This is a genomic window from Deinococcus roseus, assembly GCF_014646895.1.
In the GTDB taxonomy this organism is placed as follows: Bacteria; Deinococcota; Deinococci; order Deinococcales; family Deinococcaceae; genus Deinococcus_C; species Deinococcus_C roseus.
In genome coordinates, this window is record NZ_BMOD01000011.1 from 60,410 (window position 1) to 77,013 (window position 16,604).

General features: G+C 57.7%; 12 protein-coding genes. 1 reads left to right on the forward strand and 11 read right to left on the reverse strand.

The features are described from left to right. Positions 1-8: 8 nt before the first annotated feature. The 11 genes from IEY52_RS14800 to IEY52_RS14850 all read right to left on the reverse strand — a co-directional run bounded on the left by IEY52_RS14800 (position 9) and on the right by IEY52_RS14850 (position 12,320). Positions 9-1,751 (reverse strand): V-type ATP synthase subunit A, encoded by a 1,743-nt coding sequence (locus tag IEY52_RS14800; protein ID WP_189003622.1) that lies wholly within the window; start codon positions 1,749-1,751, stop codon positions 9-11. A gap of 103 nt (positions 1,752-1,854) precedes the next feature. Next, positions 1,855-2,181, reverse strand: a complete 327-nt coding sequence (locus tag IEY52_RS14805) for a V-type ATP synthase subunit F (protein WP_189003624.1) — start codon at positions 2,179-2,181, stop codon at positions 1,855-1,857. Then, the gene (locus IEY52_RS14810) at positions 2,174-3,151 is read right to left on the reverse strand and encodes a V0D/AC39 family V-type ATPase subunit (RefSeq protein WP_189003626.1); all 978 of its coding nucleotides are present in this window, start codon (positions 3,149-3,151) and stop codon (positions 2,174-2,176) included. The genes IEY52_RS14805 and IEY52_RS14810 overlap by 8 nt, the downstream gene beginning before the upstream one ends. 10 nt (positions 3,152-3,161) lie before the next feature. Then, positions 3,162-3,740, reverse strand: a complete 579-nt coding sequence (locus IEY52_RS14815; protein WP_189003629.1) for a V-type ATP synthase subunit E — start codon at positions 3,738-3,740, stop codon at positions 3,162-3,164. Positions 3,741-3,747: 7 nt separating this feature from the next. Beyond that, positions 3,748-4,038, reverse strand: a complete 291-nt coding sequence (locus tag IEY52_RS14820) for an ATP synthase subunit C-like protein (protein WP_189003631.1) — start codon at positions 4,036-4,038, stop codon at positions 3,748-3,750. 16 nt (positions 4,039-4,054) lie between these two features. After that, entirely contained in the window at positions 4,055-6,094 is a 2,040-nt protein-coding gene (locus IEY52_RS14825; RefSeq protein WP_229684814.1) for a V-type ATP synthase subunit I, read from the reverse strand. Beyond that, positions 6,091-6,411: a V-type ATPase subunit subunit G family protein gene (locus tag IEY52_RS14830; RefSeq protein WP_229684815.1), complete on the reverse strand. Its 321-nt coding sequence runs from the start codon at positions 6,409-6,411 to the stop codon at positions 6,091-6,093. The genes IEY52_RS14825 and IEY52_RS14830 overlap by 4 nt, the downstream gene beginning before the upstream one ends. 398 nt (positions 6,412-6,809) lie before the next feature. Then, positions 6,810-7,391 (reverse strand): DedA family protein, encoded by a 582-nt coding sequence (locus IEY52_RS14835; RefSeq protein WP_189003635.1) that lies wholly within the window; start codon positions 7,389-7,391, stop codon positions 6,810-6,812. 65 nt (positions 7,392-7,456) lie between these two features. Continuing rightward, positions 7,457-8,464, reverse strand: a complete 1,008-nt coding sequence (locus IEY52_RS14840) for an alpha/beta hydrolase family protein (protein ID WP_189003637.1) — start codon at positions 8,462-8,464, stop codon at positions 7,457-7,459. A gap of 238 nt (positions 8,465-8,702) precedes the next feature. After that, positions 8,703-11,615 (reverse strand): ExeM/NucH family extracellular endonuclease, encoded by a 2,913-nt coding sequence (locus tag IEY52_RS26735; protein ID WP_229684816.1) that lies wholly within the window; start codon positions 11,613-11,615, stop codon positions 8,703-8,705. A 318-nt stretch (positions 11,616-11,933) separates the two neighbouring features. Continuing rightward, a complete protein-coding gene (locus tag IEY52_RS14850) occupies positions 11,934-12,320 on the reverse strand; it encodes a hypothetical protein (RefSeq protein ID WP_189003639.1) in 387 nt (128 codons plus the stop codon). 207 nt (positions 12,321-12,527) lie between these two features. Between IEY52_RS14850 and dnaE the strand changes: the two genes are divergently transcribed. Continuing rightward, complete coding sequence (gene dnaE, locus IEY52_RS14855; protein ID WP_189003642.1) at positions 12,528-16,493, forward strand: DNA polymerase III subunit alpha; 3,966 nt, start codon at positions 12,528-12,530, stop codon at positions 16,491-16,493. The last annotated feature ends 111 nt before the right edge of the window (positions 16,494-16,604 follow it).

The window sequence follows — 16,604 nt, forward strand, 5'->3', positions numbered from 1 at the left end:
TACTCCTCTTACGCTTTCACAGCGAAGGCGGTGTCGAGTTCGTTCAGCACGGTGGTGGTGTAAGCGGCGAATTCTCCTTCGGGCACGTAACGGGCACGGGAGAGTTTTTCGTTTACGGTGCTGGCGAGGATCTCGTCGATGGTGGCACCTTTGCGCACAGCGTCGGATGCTTTTTCGTAGTACTTCAGCATCATTTTCATGAGGCCGTAGTTCTTGGGCATGGAGGCGCTGGCATCAACGGGGTCGAAGCCGTTCTGTTGCAGGAAGTCCTGGCGCAGCATGCGGCCGGATTCGATGATCAGACGCTCGTTGTCCTGCAGCGCGTCGGGACCCACCAGTTGCACCACTTCTTGCAGCTTGGCTTCTTCCTGGAGGATCTTGGAGATGCGTCCACGCAGTTCAGGGAAGTCGGGACCGACGTTTTCGCGGTACCAGCTGTCCAGAATGGGGGTGAACAGGGAGTAAGATCCGTTCCAGTTGATGGCGGGGAAGTGACGGCGGCGGGCCAGACCTGCATCCAGACGCCAGAAGGCACCGGTGATGCGCAGGGTGGCCTGGGTCACGGGCTCGGACATGTCTCCACCTGCGGGGGAAACAGCGCCGATCACAGAGACGGCTCCATCTTCACCAGCAAGGGTCACCACGGCACCGGCGCGCTCATAGAAGGCGGCCAGTTTGGCGGCGAGATAAGGGGGGTACCCTTCTTCTGCGGGCATCTCTTCCAGACGGGAGGAGATTTCACGCAGTGCCTCGGCCCAGCGGCTGGTGGAGTCTGCCATGAGGGACACACCGTAACCCTGGTCGCGGAAGTATTCAGCGAGGGTGATGCCGGTGTACACGGAGGCTTCACGGGCAGCCACAGGCATGTTGGAGGTGTTGGCAATCAGGATGGTGCGCTGCATCAGGGGGTTGCCGGTCTTGGGGTCTTCCAGTTCGGGGAATTCCACCAGCACGTCGGTCATCTCGTTGCCGCGCTCGCCGCATCCCACATACACCACGATGTCAGCGTTGCCGTATTTGGCCACAGACTGCTGGGTCACGGTTTTGCCGGATCCGAAAGGACCAGGGATGGCGGCTGCGCCACCCATCACCAGGGGGAAGAGCACGTCCAGAATGCGCATTCCGGTGAGGAAGGGCAGGCTGGGGTCTTTCTTCTTGGCGACAGGGCGGGGCTGACGCACGGGCCAGTAGTGGGCCAGGCGCAGCTTGGTGCCGTCTTCCAGTTCGGCGATGGTGTCGTCGATGGTGTATTCACCAGCAGCAGCCACACTCTTCAGCACACCGCTCACGTTGGGAGGGGTGAGGATTTTGTGGGTGAAGGTGAACTCGGGCACGGTGCCCAGGATGCTGGATCCGCTGATGGTGTCGCCGGCCTTCACGCTGGGGCTGAAAGCCCACTTCTGGGTGCGGTTGAGGGCGGACACCTCGATGCCACGGGCGATGAAGTCGCCGGAGGCTTCGCGGATTTTGTCCAGGGGGCGCTGGATGCCGTCGTAAATGCCGTTCAGCATGCCGGGGCCAAGCTCCACGGAGAGGGGCAGTCCGGTGGTGGCCACAGGCTCACCCACGGTCAGACCGGATGTGTCTTCGTACACCTGCACGAAGGCGGTGTCGCCGTCCAGACGGATGATCTCGCCCACGAGGCGTTCGGTGCCCACACGCACGATGTCGTACATTTTGGCGCCGTACATGCCTCCAGCGATCACCGCAGGACCAGCAATTTTCAGGACTACACCAGTTTTGGTGCTCATGTTCCTCCTTGAAAGAGTCAACAGTTAACAGTTCACAGTTAACAGGGTTGTTGGCTTGTGCTTATGCATTTTACTGTGAACTGTCTACTGAAAACTGTTCACTTTAAAGCTTGATGTCGAAGCCGATGGTGTCGCGCACCAGTTTGCCCATGTAGGCTTTGGCGTCGACGGTTTCGGTGCTGAAGGCGTCCCTGAGGCTGGGGATGGGCAGCAGGATGGGAAGGTCCCGTCCACGCATGGCCCGCTCGGCAGCCCTGGCAGGATCGGCAATCAGGCCGGAATCCACAGCGACCAGACCGTAATTGCCCTGGGTGATCAGACCCTCCAGGGCTTTCACTGCGGTTTCTGCGGTGGCTTCGACGACTTCCACACCTGCCAGGCGGTAGCCGGTGGCGGTTTCTGAATCTGCGAGAACCACGACCTTATGCATTTCCGAGCTCCTGTCTGATGCTGTCTCCGGGAACCCCGTAGAACTTGCCACGTCCGATCAGACGCAGTTTGGCAATCTCGATTTCCTTGCGGCGCAGGAAGTCCAGCACCACACCTGCACCCAGCACGTCGGTCATGGCCACGTTTTTGGCGGCCTGGTCCAGCAGCAGTCTGCTGAGGACTTCGGCACGGTCCAGGCTTCCGGCTTCCAGCAGGGGTTGCAGGTCACTGTTGGAAACAGCATTGTCGCCGCCAGCAATGCGCAGGAAATCCCCTTCGCTTAAGGATCCACCCGGCACGAAGTATCTGGCACTCACGGTGCCGCCACGCAGTTGCAGGGCGGTCAGGATGTTGCGCACGTCCACTTCACGGGCCAGGTAACGCCTGAGGTTGTTGCCACGGGCAGCAGAAAGCGCTGCACGGTAATATTCCTGGTCGAGGGTCACTTCCACATCCAGCAGTTCATTGGTTCCGCTGGACACGGCCTGACGCAGGGCGCGTCCCAGGAAACCTCCGCCAATGGAGAGGGTCTGGGCCAGGCTGGCCAGGTCGGTGCTGTTGGCGGCGGCCTGCAGAACACCCCACTTGATGGTTCCGGCAGGAATCAGTCCGGCCAGAATGTCCTGTGAGCTGCGTCCGGTGAGCACACCGCGCACCAGGGTTTTGATGTTGAGCAAATCCCAGCGGGCCACCAGGGTGTCCACTTCTTTCTTGGCTTCGCCACTGGCGAGGCCCTGAACCTTGCGGACCACCCGGAAGAGGTTTTTGCTGAGGGCAGCGTCCAGCTCGCCCAGTCCGGCTCCCTGGGCGGTGGCGTCTCCGAGGTCTTCCCGGATGGGGGTCTCGGAGAGCACCCGCAGGTACTCGGCGTAGGTGGCTGCAGAGACCGCCTCATCCAGCTGGCGGTTTTCGAGCAGTGAGCCGCGCATCATCTTGACGCGGGCGTTGATGTATCCGTAATCGTCTGCCACGTCTGCTCCTTTATTGGGCCAGAACGCGGGCCACCTGAGAAGCAAGGCTGTCGCGGGTTTGGGCGAGGCGTCCGAGGAGGGTGTTCTGCACGCTGGTGCGGGCACCCTTGGCCACAAGACGCACACCGGTCTGAACCTGCTCGTTGCCCTTCACAGGAACATTCAGGCCGAGGTCGGCCAGCACATCCTGGGCCAGCAGCAGGTCAGCAGGGTTCACTTCAACCGTTTCGGGTTCAGCGATGGCTCCTCTGGCTTCTTCGATGAGTTTCCCGAGGATCGTGCGGTACTCAGCAGACTGGCTGTTCGCCAGGTCGCGGATTTTTTGTTCTGCCTCGACGAAAGCGCGTTTTTGCACGCTGTCCGCTGCTGAGAGGCGGAGTGCTGCAACTTCTAAACTTGCAGCACTCTTCGCCCGCACGACTCCCGCATTGAATTCACCTTCGAGGGCGCGTTTCCGGCTTTCCAGCAGGTTTTGTGCCTGCTCTTTGGCCTGGTTCACGATCTCAGCAGCTTTCTCCTGGGATTGCCGCTTGACCTGCGCGATTTCCTCGCGGACTTCAGTTTCGAGAATCGATGCAAGGTTTGACATGTTTTCCTTACTTGAGGAGGAACAGGCCCACGAAACCGAAGATCACCAGGGTTTCGGGAATCACGAACCAGATCAGCATCTGACCGAACTTCTCGGGGCTTTCGGCGGTCACGCCGGCAGCGGCAGCACCGATGCGGCCCTGGGCAATGCCGGTGCCGATGGCGCCGAGACCGAGGGCGAGACCTGCGCCGATGGCTTTCAGACCAGCGACCAGCACGTCAGAGTTGGTGGCAGCTTCCTGAGCGAAAGCAACGCTTGCGAGAGCAATAACAGCGAGAACAGTAGCCAGTTTCTTCATGGGGTTCCTCCGAAATTCACTTTTGCTTGCTGAGTTTTCTCAGCGGATTGTAGCGGGGGCCGGTTTCGGTGTAGAAGCCGGTGGGGTTTAAGAATTCCACGTAATTCAAACGCAAAGGCTGCATCACGTGTCCGATGATGGTCAGGGCAATGGCAAAGGCATGCACCAGCAGGGCCAGCAAGATGCCGAGGATGGCACCGATCGCGCCCATGCTTTCATACAGTCCCCAGCCGAGGTCGGTGGCCAGGTTGGCCAGGATGGCCGAAGCCAGACCCACAGCAAAAAGACGGCTGAAGCTGATGATGTTGCCGCCCTGGGACAGCAGTTCAATGGTCATCATGCCCATCTTGGACATCACAACGCCCACGATGAAGACCAGGAAGCCAATGACCATGACCCAGAAACGGGGATCGGTGCTGTCACCGATGGCACCCAGTTCTTTGCCTGCCTGAGAAATCCAGGCCACCATGATCAGGCCAACCAGACCGCCAATCATGCCCACGCCTTCCCAGAAGTGGTTCATGTGGCCGTGCTTCAGGCCCAGCTGGGCTTTGAGGCCCCAGCTCCACAGCAGAAAGAGGATGCCGATGTACAGGGTGTGCACCATCACGGTGCCAGCGAACCCAGAATCCACACGGGGGTAGAGGATGGGAAACAGGCCTCTGGCTTCTTCTGCAGCATGACCCGCTTCTGCAGCATGGTGGGCCACCTGGACACCCCAGACGTTCTGAATCAGGTTGGGATCGATGTAGAAGATGCCCAGGTGTTCAAAGAAGTTGCCGAAGAACTCTCCGGTGAGGAGGCCCCACAGGATGGCCCAGAGGCTCATGGTGGTGAGCACGGTGGCCACCTGACCCAGGGTTCTGGGATCGAGCACCAGGCCCATGAATCCAATGGTGACGCTTTTGCCTGCTCTGGATTGACCCATCGCCCACAGGGAGACGAACAGGAACAGCAGCCCCAGCCCGATGTCTGCGATCACGAAACCGAAGAACAGGGGGAAGAAGAAACTGACAATCCAGCTGGGATCAAAAGTGCCATAACGGGGAGGCTGAGAAACATTCAGCAGGAACTCAAAGTTCTGGACGTATCCATTGTTCTTGAGTTTGACCGGAACGTTTTCAGAGTGGTGCTCGTCTGCAGCTTGCATCTCGATGGCCACATCAAATTGCTTGAGGGCATTTTGCAGGTCGCCAGCCTGATCTGCAGGCACGAAGCCTTGCAGGGCAATGCCGTACTTGCCACGGGCACTCTGGGCCTGCACTTCAAAGGCCGTCACGCGGTCTTTGAGGGCGTCCCGGATGGCGTTCAGGGTGCTGCCCTGTTGCTGCCCGATGCTGTTCAGACGGTCGCGGATGCCTTGCAGTTGACCGGGGGCCTCGCGGCTGACCCGGCTCAGTTCTGCAGCGGCGTCCCCGAGGGGCATGCTGTCAAAGCGTCCGGGCAGGCGAAGTTCGCCCACACGTGCTTTGGAGAGGGCCTGGCGGGCAGCATCGCGGTCCTGGTTTTTGACCACGACCACACCTGCACGCAAAGCACCCACGGGTTTGAAATCCATGGCGAAGCGGTCTTTCAGGTCGCTTTGCAGGGTCTGCTGCAGCAATGCAGCATCCTGTTTGGCGTCCAGGGTGAAAGGAACCACAGCGAGACGTTTGGAAGCGTCAAGGCCCTGCGCCACTTCAGCCAGTGCTTTCACCACATCAGAGAACGACTGGGCCAGAGCAAGGTCTGCTTCCAGGCCAGTGCGCTGGTGGGTGAGGGCATTGCTGTCTCTGGCCACAGCCTCAACAGTGCTTTCCCAGTTGGCTTCTGCGGGCAGAGCGCCACTGGGGAGAACGGGATTCCCGAGCTCACCGAGGGTGGTGTCCACGCGGGCGAGCAGGCGCTCCGTGTTTTTACGGTCTTCAGCATCCTGCCCGGTCAGGGCTCCGGTGGAAAGTTCCTGGGTTTCGACGGGGGTGATGTGTAGCACTCCGGCATCCTGCAAAGCAGAAATCAGTCTTCTTGCATCGCTCTTGCGGGCGGCAATGGTGACTTGCTGCATTTTCGAGATCACGGGAGTACCGCCTTCAAGATGAGATCCACAGCCTGACCAACGCGCCCTTGTGCACGGGCTTTGTCGCCTTCGACAGATGCTGTTGCAGTTTCGCGCTCCGCATTGCGGATGCGTTCCTGCTCGGCTGTCAGTCGTTGCGCGTTGTTGGTTGCCAGTTGACGTGCCACCGTTTCAGCTTCGGACAGAATGCGTTTTGCTTCTGCTTCGGCGTTCTCGATGGTGCGTTTGGCTTCCGTCTGGGCTGCTTCGATCTCAGCTGCGAGCGCACGCTCCTTCTGAGCGAGTTCGCTGATGATTCGACCACTCGACGCTTCCAAACCTCTCCTCCTTTCCGTAATGAACGGACCGGGTCGCGTATTTTGTGCTTGCGATGTCCCGATCGCGCTGAGTCTAAATTGTCCTGAAAGCTTGATGTAAGTAAGGCTCAAGCCCCGCAAAAAGAGTACCATAGCGGCCTGGGGGTGTAAACCTTTCCTCTAGCACACAAAATTGCTCTTGGTGCTCCTCTACTGCGCCCTTCAATTGTAGGGGGGGTCAATCGGGACTCTTGTCCTTGTGGCAGGAATGCAGACATCAATCAAGTCTCTCCAGAGGTAACACCCTGCTGGAACCGCTGCCATTTTCGATTGACACACAAAACCCTCTGGATGGTCCTGCCTAAACAATCCAGTGTTTCATGCAGCCGTGAAACCGAGATGAAAGGGGAAAAGGGATTTTAAGGCTCACCTTCTGCAGTTCTGGCAGCAGGCTTCTTCCTGAGCATGAAAGCCACACTGACCGCCCCAATCAGCACACACCCCAGAATGATCCAGAGCTGGTATTGCTGCCACCACTTCAGGAAAGCCTCGCCCGATTTCCAGAGGCCGTACTGCCACACACCCACCCACAGAAAAGCCCCGATCAGGCTGAACACTGTGTAGCGCCTGAGGCTCATTCCCGCCGCACCTGCATACAGAATGAAAGGGGTGCGCAGAAAACCCACCCAGCGGCTGATGATGATCACCCAGAAATCGTATTTCTCATACCAGCGCTTCACATCTTTGAGTTCAATGGCATTGCGGGCTTTCTCGGGCAGGTAAGCTGCAATTTTGTGGCCAAACACATAACCCAGCACGTTTCCAATCCAGTTCCCCAGCGTGCCCCACAACACCGCCTCCCAGAAGGTGGTTTTCCCAGCATGAATCAGCAACCCCTCTGTGACCCACAGCAGTTCAAAAGGAATGCCCGGAACGCCCACCCCTTCGATCAGCAGCACCACAAAAAGCAGGCCATGCAAAAGCACGGGGTTCAAACTCAAAAGCCAGTCTGGTAACTGCACCCCACCAGACTAGCAGTGTTCTTTAAGGACACCGTGGGAGGCCCTCAGGGCCGGGGGGCCACTGCAAAAACAAAATTCTGCACGGTCTTCCACATGTGGGGGGTGCTGGTGTGGTACAGGTTGTAATAGGTCACGAAAACATCCTCCTGCCTGAACGCTGGAAGTTGCAGGGCAGGTTTGCCCTCCCCCTCACAGATGTACCTTTCCTGCACAGGCGGGCTGGCAGACCCATTGCGGGCCAGATGCACCACCTTGACCGTCCGGTCTGCTTTCCTGCGCACCACAAGCAGGTCACAAAGCTGTTTGTAGGGAATCAGGGGGTCCTGGGCGGCCACCAGATTGAGCACCGGAGCATCCACCAGGGCCGCCTCTTTGAGGGGCTGGCGTTTCTCGTACTGTTCAGGTGCATCTTCGGGGGTGCCCCCAAAAATCTGGTACCAGCGGTCTAAAGCGTCCGGGCGGGTGGCCCTCAGAATTCGAATCTGCTGCGCAAAATCCATGGGGGTCACCAGAATGGCCACCCCTTTCACGTCTTTTTGCTGTGCAGCGGCCTTGAGGGCAATGCATCCTCCCAGGCTCACCCCGATGTGCACCACCCCTCTGGTTTTCAGGCGTTCCTGCACCACCTGCTTGAGGGCCAGGGAATCCTGCACCTCGCCCTGACAGGCTTCCACCTTGCCTTCACTGCCGCCCTGGCCCCTGTAGGCACTCTGGGCAATCACATAACCCAGACGGGCGTACTCTGCACAGCGCTTCGGATCGGTGGACGTGTCAAACCCCCCATGTTCCAGCATGATCAGGGGGGTGTTGTCCTTGAGCTTGCGTGGAGCGCACACCAGACCAGCAATGCTCAGGCCCTCACTGTCATAACGCACCCGACTGAGGTTGATGGTGCCCTGCTGGGTGGTGTTCCATTCGGGTTGCTGCAGGTCTTTTTTGATTTGCGTGTTCTGCGTGTCTGCTGGCACATTATGGCCCTGCTGCGTCTTCTGGTAAGCCTGAAGCCCCGCCAGCACCAGCACAAAAAAGACCAGAACCAGGAAAAAACGCATGGTGAAACAAGTATAACTGCCACCTCGGGGAAAGAGGTGGCAGGAATGAGGGTTTGCAGAAGGCCAAAGGCAGAAGGCACAAAAGATAAAATTCTTGTCCTGGCCTCAAGGACAGCAAGTTGCGGGTCAACCCTTGAAAACCCTCTGTAAGCAAAAGCTTGAGCCATACATCAGAGCCTTCTGCTTTCTGCTTCCTCAAAATCCATGCCCTCCACACAAATGCATGGAGGGGTTTTGCTCACTTGCTCAGATCCAGCCCAACCACCACAGGATCATGGTCACTGGAACGGTAAGGGGTGGGGCTGTAGAGGTCTGCAATCTGGGCAGCGGTTTTGAACTCGGTGTTGTAGTCCAGCACGATGGGTTCATCAGAGTTGATGTGCCATTCGGTCACACCTGTGATGTTGTCAGATAAGGTGCTGCTGCTGAGGGCGTGGTCCAGATACCCGGTTTCGCCGTTGAAGACGTAGGAGTAACGGTCTTCTGAAGGGATGCGTTTGTTGAGGCTTTCCAGACCGCCTGCTTCCAGCGCCTTGATGGGGTCTTCCAGGCCGTAGGCGTTGAGGTCTCCCATCACCAGCACATCTGTGTCGGTGGCTTTGAGGGTGCCAATGAATTGCAACAGCGCATTGGCCTGGTTCACACGGGTCTGGTTGTAGCAGCTCTGACCGTCATTCTGGTCCTGGTCCAGTCCGGTGGCGTTGCTGCACCCTTTGCTCTTGAAGTGGTTGATGACGAAGGTGAATTTCTCGCCTGAAGACACCTCCTGGAACATCTGGGCGATGGGGGGGCGGGAGTACACAGCGTTGGTGTCGATCACAAAGTTGCCAGACAGACTGACTTTTGCAGGTTTGTAGATGATGGCCACTTTGATCTCGTCGGTGCCCACAGTTCCGGTGGGAACAGCAGCATAGACGTTCGAGCCGTAAGCAGCGTTGAGGCCGCTGACCAGATCGTTCAGGGCGGTGTCCCCGTTGTTCTGGATTTCGGTGAGGCCCAGAATGTCTGCATCGATGGCCTTGATGGCGGCCACAATTTTGGCTTTCTGGCGGTCAAATTCCGTCTGGTTGTTGGCCCCGCGTTTGTTAAACTCCGTGAAGTAATTCAGCACGTTGAAGCTGCTGACCTTCAGGGTGCCGCCCACAGCTCTGGGGGCGGCGGTTCTGGGGTTGGCATCTTCAAACACCACGGGCTGGGTGGGCTGGATGCGGTAGAGGTCAAAGCCGTAAGTCAGGTTCCCGGTCAGGCTGGTAACTCTGTCTCCCACCCGGCGGGTTTTCTGGTCGTTCAGGTAGGGGATGCTGGCGGGGTTCTGCACGGTGCTGCCATCGTCAAGCTGAATGCGGCGCAGGGTGTTCTGCTGGGCGGTGCTGGCCTCGTTGCCGTTGGTGGGGTTGAACAGGCGGCCTCCGGCAGACAGGGACAGTTCGCCGTAACGCCCCAGTCCGTACACCTCGGTCACGGTGAGGGGCCCACTGAAGGTGATGAGCATGCCCTCGTGTTTTTCCAGGTCGGTGGTGGCAGCCACAGGCAGAGCAACCGGAGTTGCGGCAGGAACGCTGGTGGTTCCACAGATGCTGAGTCCAGTCACAGAATCCAGTTCGGTCAGGGTCAGGGTGCTGGATTTGAATTCCTTGACCAGACCGGTCAATTGCACGTAATCTCCGACTTTCACATCGTTGCTGGCGGTCAGGGTGTTGGTGTACACGAAGATGCCGTCACTGGTGCTGGTGTCCCCATCTCCGGGGATGTCCTGCAGGTAGAAGCCTTTGAGCTGATTGGCAGCCTGGAAATCTCCGGTGACCACGCCACGCACTGCAACGGTCTGTCCGACCACAGGACTGGTTGCACCACTGCCCTGCACGGCTGGAATGGTGGTCAGGCTGGCCGGGGTGCTGGAGCAGGCGGGCAGACCCAGGAAGTCCTTCTGCACGCTGCTGGGACCCTGTTCAGGGGTGAAGGTGTAGGTGCCGCCCTCAATCAGGTTGCTTCCGGAATAGGCCCGGAAATGCAGGGTGTAAGCCATACCCTGGGGCAGGCCCAGAGCACCACTGAAGCTGCCAGTGCCACTGGGGATCAGCTCCAGTGCATATTCGTTTTGCAGCTCCTGCTTGCTGACCTGCTGGGTGGAGATGTTGCTCTGTGCGGTCACCACAGCCACCACACGGTCTGCACTGGCAGGCACGTTCTGGGCCTCCACGGTCACCTGCGAGGTCTCTGCACCCAGACCCACCTCGATGTTGCCGTCGGTGGTGCCCAGCACCTGCACGGACAGGCTTGCCGTGCTGCTCAGATTGGCGGTGTTGGTGGCCGTCACGATGATCGAGTTGTTGCCCCCGGCGGTGTAGGTGTGCTGCACATTCAGGGTCTGGCTGGAACCATTGACCGCCTGGGTGGTGCTGGATCCATCTCCCCAGTCGATGGTGAGGTTTTTCAGGGTGGTGCCGTTGGTGTTTTTGTCCTGCAGGTTGATTTGCAGGCTGTAAGGATCGCCCTGCTTCACGCTGCTGTCTCCCACCAGGGTGGGGTTTTCTGGGGCCAGGATGCTCACGTCCTGCAGGGACACATTGACGGTCTTGTTGGCTTCGGAGAGCTGCACGCTGACGTGTCCCTGCTGGATGAGTGCACCGCTGATGTCTCTGCCTTCCACGATCACCATGCGGTTTTTTCCGGTGGGCACGCCCAGCAGATCGCCTTCAGCGTTGCTGCCAGATTTGAGCAGGCGGGCGCTCAGGTTGCCCACTTTGGCGGTGTAAAGCACCACTGTGTCTTTCGTGGGGTTGGCCACCACATGGATGTTGCTGGTCAGGCGGAACATCTTGAGCGTGACCGGATCGGCGTTCTGGATGCTCTGGGCAGGCAGCACCCCTTTGTAAAGCACCACCCCGCCTTTTTCATCCCAGCCTCTGGCGGTGACCTTGTAGGTCCCTTTGATCAGGTTGCTGGCCGTGACGGTGGCGGTGCCGTTGTTCAGGCTGGATTCGATGGTGCGGTTTTCTGGACCCTGCAAATCCAGGGTCAGAAAGGTGGTGGTTTCTGGCAGGCCCTGGGCCTTGATGGTGAAGGCAGTGGTTTTGCCAGAAGGCACCTGGGCACTGCTGCAGGCGGCCAGCAGCACGGTGAGGCTGAGCAACATGGGGGTTTTTCGCATGCTTGAACTCCTTGGGAAGCGCTGAAATCAGGCCGTGTAAAAAGAGAAAACCATGGAGAGGTGACCTGCCAGCAGGCTTCAAATTCAGTCAGAAGTGCATTATTTCTGCAATGTGTCAGCAAAAGGACATGAATTTTTGACCGGGCAGAATTTTAAACCCACTCCATGCGACTGGCAGCAGGTTTTTCTTGAATTTATGAGTTTCCTTAAAAATGTTTAATGTACACAAATGATCTGGAAACACCAAGCTTGCTAAATCTTCATGCCAGAAAGATCAATTGGGGAATGTCCTTACACAAACTGAATTGGAGCTGAGGGTCAGGCAAGGGTCCGGGCCGTCGGAACGGCACCCGTACGCAGTCTCTCGTCCATCCACCAGAACACCCCTGCACCCAGCAGGCCAAACCAGCCAAAATAAGGCCCAAAAAACAGCAGAAACAGTGCGCCGCCCAGCAAGTGAATCCCCAGTGCAATCCACCTTCTGGGGTACGGACCCCGGTCAGCAAACCTGTCTGACAGGGCCGTGACCGCCAGGGCAGGCAAAAGGCCATACAGGAGGGCCACCAGGGCCGTGAGTGCAAAAACCTCAAATGCCTCTTTGCTGGTTCCATCCAGGCGGGTCATCACGCCCAGAACCACAGCGATGGCCAGTGCAGCCACCAGCAGGGCCAGCACTTTTCTTCCAACCCATTTCCAGAACATCATGGGTTCCAGGGTAACGTGCAGTCTGGAAGAATCGACCAAATTGGACACAGCGAAAAGCAGATCTCTGATCAAGCTTTTGCCAGAACATTCCAGCCTTCTGCCCTGGCCTTTTGCCTTCTGCCTCTTGCTGAGCATTACGCCCACAAACGAAAACCCAACGTTGTGTTGCCCACCATCTGAAATCCAGCCTGAGGTAAACTGTGAACCATGTCGCACGACCCCTGCATTGATCCCGCCTGCACCAGCTGTTCCACCCGAAAGTTTGCCCACCTGCACCAGCACACCCAGTACTCCCTGCTGGACGGGGCAGCCAAACTGAGGGATTTGCTGAAATGGGTCAAGGAGGTCACCCCCAACGACCCGGCCTGTGCCATCACCGACCACGGCAACATGCACGGGGCCGTGCACTTCTTCAATTACGCCCAGCAGATGGGGGTCAAACCCATCATCGGGTATGAGGCTTACGTGGTGCCTGGAATGGGCACCCGCAGGGACAAGAAACCCGGCCAGAGCGGTGAAAAGGGCATCTTTCACCTGACCATGCTGGCGAGGGATTTTGAGGGTTACCAGAACCTCTGTCGCCTGACCTCACGGGGTTACACCGAAGGCTACTATTACAAACCCCGCATTGACCACGAACTTTTGCTGGAGCACCACAAGGGCATCATCGCCTTCTCGGGGTGTCTGGGGGCAGAAGTGCCGCAACTGATCATGCAGGACCGTCTGGAACAGGCCAAAGAGCGCCTCTTGTGGTACCAGAGCCTGTTCAGGGAAAATTACTTCATTGAGGTGCAGGACCACGGCATCCCTGAACAGGTGCGGGTCAATGAGGTCCTGAGAACCTGGGCAAAAGAACTCGGGATTGGCATGGTCGCCACCAACGATGGGCACTACGTCAAACGCGAAGATGCCAAGCCCCACGACGCCCTACTGGCCATCCAGACCAAGGCCACCCTGGCAGACGAGAACCGCTTCAAATTCCCCTGCGAGGAGTTCTACGTCAAGAGCCTGGACGAGATGCAGCAGGCCTTGCCTGTGGATGTGTGGGGCGAGGAGCCCTTCGACAACACCGCAGACATCGCCCGCATGTGCAACGTGGAATTGCCTGTGGGCAAAAAACGCGTGTACCAGATGCCTGCGCTTCCCATTCCAGAAGGCCGCACCATGTCCGAGGAGTTGCGGGTGCAAACCTACCGCGGCATGATGAAACGCTACCCCGAGCACCTCACGGAGCCCCTGATCCGGGAGTACATCTGCCAGTCCTGGGAAAAAGTGCAGCAGGATGAGGCACTGAAGGCCTATTACCAGGCCATTTATGAGCCCAAACTCGATGGGGAAAAATTCACCGAAGAGAAATTTACCGCCATTGATTTTGCAGGTCACACCAGCAAGCTGAAAAAACGCCTCCCCAACTTCAGGCCACAGACTGCTGATTTTGAAACGCTGTACGCTGCCATGGCCTTCATGGGCTCCCTGTGGGAAGACCTCGGGAAAGCTGTGGGGGAAAAATACACCAGATATCCCGCGCTGGAAGAGCTGGAGCAGCGCTGCAAAGACGGCGAGTGCATGGAGGGCTTCTCAGAAGACCAATACAATCACGCCGTTGTGCTGCTGAGGCGTGCAGAATACGAGCTGTCCGTGATCAACAACATGGGCTTTCCGGATTACTTCCTGATCGTGGCAGATTACATCAACTGGGCCAAAGACCACGACATTTCCGTGGGACCAGGCAGGGGGTCAGGTGCAGGATCGCTGGTGGCATACGCCATCCGCATCACCAACCTGGACCCCCTGGAGTTTGAACTGCTGTTCGAGCGTTTCCTCAACCCGGACCGCATCTCCATGCCTGACTTCGACATCGACTTCAACGACCAGAGGCGTGAAGAAGTGATTGCCTACGTGCGGGAAAAATACGGCGATGACAAGGTGGCCCAGATTGCCACCTTCGGGACCCTTTCTTCCAAGGCATGCCTGAAGGATGTGGCCCGGGTGATGGGTGTGGTTTATGCAGATGTGGACAAGGTCTCCAAGCTGATTCCGGTCAAATTCGGAAAAAGCTACTCGCTGGAACAGGCCCGTGAGAGCGTGCCAGACATTCAGGACATGCTGAAAGCCAACCAGGACCTTGCTGCGGCTTACGAATTCGCCCAGAAACTTGAGGGCCTGACCCGCCACGCCTCGGTGCACGCTGCAGGGGTAGTGATCGGACGGGACAATCTCACCGATCTGGTGCCCCTGATGCGCGACAACTCCGGGGAAGGCATCGTGTGCCAGTATGACATGAAAGCCTGCGAGGACATCGGGCTGATCAAGATGGACTTTCTGGGACTCCGCACCCTGTCTTTTCTGGATGAAGCCCGAAAGATCCTCAAGGATTCCAAGAACATCAACATCAACTTCGATGAAATCCCGTTTGACGATGAAGCCACCTTTGACCTGATGGGACGCGGAGAGTGCAAGGGGATCTTCCAGTTTGAAGGGGGCGGCATTGCCGACGCCACCCGCCGCATGAAGCCCAAGCGTCTGGCCGATCTGGTGGCCATGTCTGCGCTGTACCGCCCCGGTCCGATGGAGAACATCCCCACCTACATCCGGCGGCACCACGGACAGGAGCCGGTGACCTACCCCGATTTCCCCACCAGCGAGAAATGGCTGGAGCCTATTCTGCGTGAGACTTACGGCATTCCGGTGTACCAGGAGCAGATCATGCAGATTGCGTCCACGGTGGCGGGATATACACTGGGCGGGGCAGACTTGCTGCGTCGGGCCATGGGTAAAAAAGATGCCAATGAAATGAAAAACCAGCGCATTCTTTTTGTTAAAGGCTCCAAAGAGAATGGTGTTCCCGAAGAAGAATCAAACAAGCTTTTTGATTTGCTGGAAAAGTTCGCCAATTACGGTTTCAACAAATCACATTCAGCCGCATATGGCGTAATATCATATCAAACAGCATGGTTGAAAGCAAACCATCCTGTTGAATTCATGGCCGCATTGTTGACTGTAGAGCGCCGGGATTCAGACAAAGTCTCTGAATACGTCAGCGATGCCCGCAAGATGGGCGTGGTGGTGCTGCCCCCCAGCATCAACCATTCTGGCGCAGACTTCAAAGTGGTTAAGGGCCAGATTTACTTCGGTCTGTATGCCATCAAAGGCCTGGGGGAAAATGCTGTGGAGTTCATTCTGGCCGAGAAAACCCACCACGGTCCTTACAAATCCCTCCCCGATTTCTGCAAACGGGTGTCTTCCAAAGTGGCCAACCGCAAAGCGCTGGAAAACCTGATCAAGGGCGGGGCTTTCGATGCTTTCGGAGACCGCAAAGCTTTGCTGGAATCTGTGGAAGAGGCCCTGAGTTTCGGGCAGGCCAGCCAGCAGGACAACGGCATGGATTCGCTGTTCGGAGCGGCCACCACCATGCCAGAACCGAAACTCAAACAGGTTGCACCCTTCACAGAGCTGGAAAAACTGAGTGCCGAAAAAGAAGCGCTGGGCCTCTACATCTCTGGTCACCCGCTGGAACAGTACGAGGGTCTGCGTGAAGCGGCAAGCTGCACCATCCTCAATCTGGAAACCTACTTCCAGCAGAACCGCCCTGGAAATGGTCGCCTGAAGGTGGTGCTGGCAGGCATGCTGGAAGCCATCGTCAAGAAACCCACCAAATCCGGAGGCATGATGGCCAAATTCAACCTGGCAGATGAATCCGGTGTGCTGGAACTGGTGGCCTTTGGCAAGGCTTACGAACGGGTGCAGCACAAACTGATTCCCGATTCTCCAGCCCTGGTGATTGTGGACCTCGATGACTCCGAAGGCTCCATCCGGGCCATTGCAGAGGAAATTGTCACCATCGAGAATTTGATTGATGTGCCCAAAGTGGCCTGGCTGAACCTGGACCTCGACCAGACCGACAACGACGCACTGCGTGAACTGGCCAGCTTTATGGACGAATACGCCGGAAGCCTGCCCGTGCGCATGAAAGTCTCTGGCAACGGCATGTTTGCCAGCCTGGAGGTCTCGGGCATGAAAATTTCTCCAGACGGCATCAAAGCCCTGAGCAGCACCTTCAAATGGGTGGATGCCTCGGTGGCCTACGACAACTCCACCATCCTCAGCAAATTTGCCCCCAAACCCAGATGGCAGGGCAAACCCTCTGGCGGTTTCCAGAACCATCAGGCCTGAACTGAACAAAGCTGCTTGACCTCTGAACCCCCGAGCAACAGTGCATCCATATGTGCATCCAAAACAAAGACCCTCTCCATGGGAAAGGATCTGGTGCCGGTCACTCGGGGG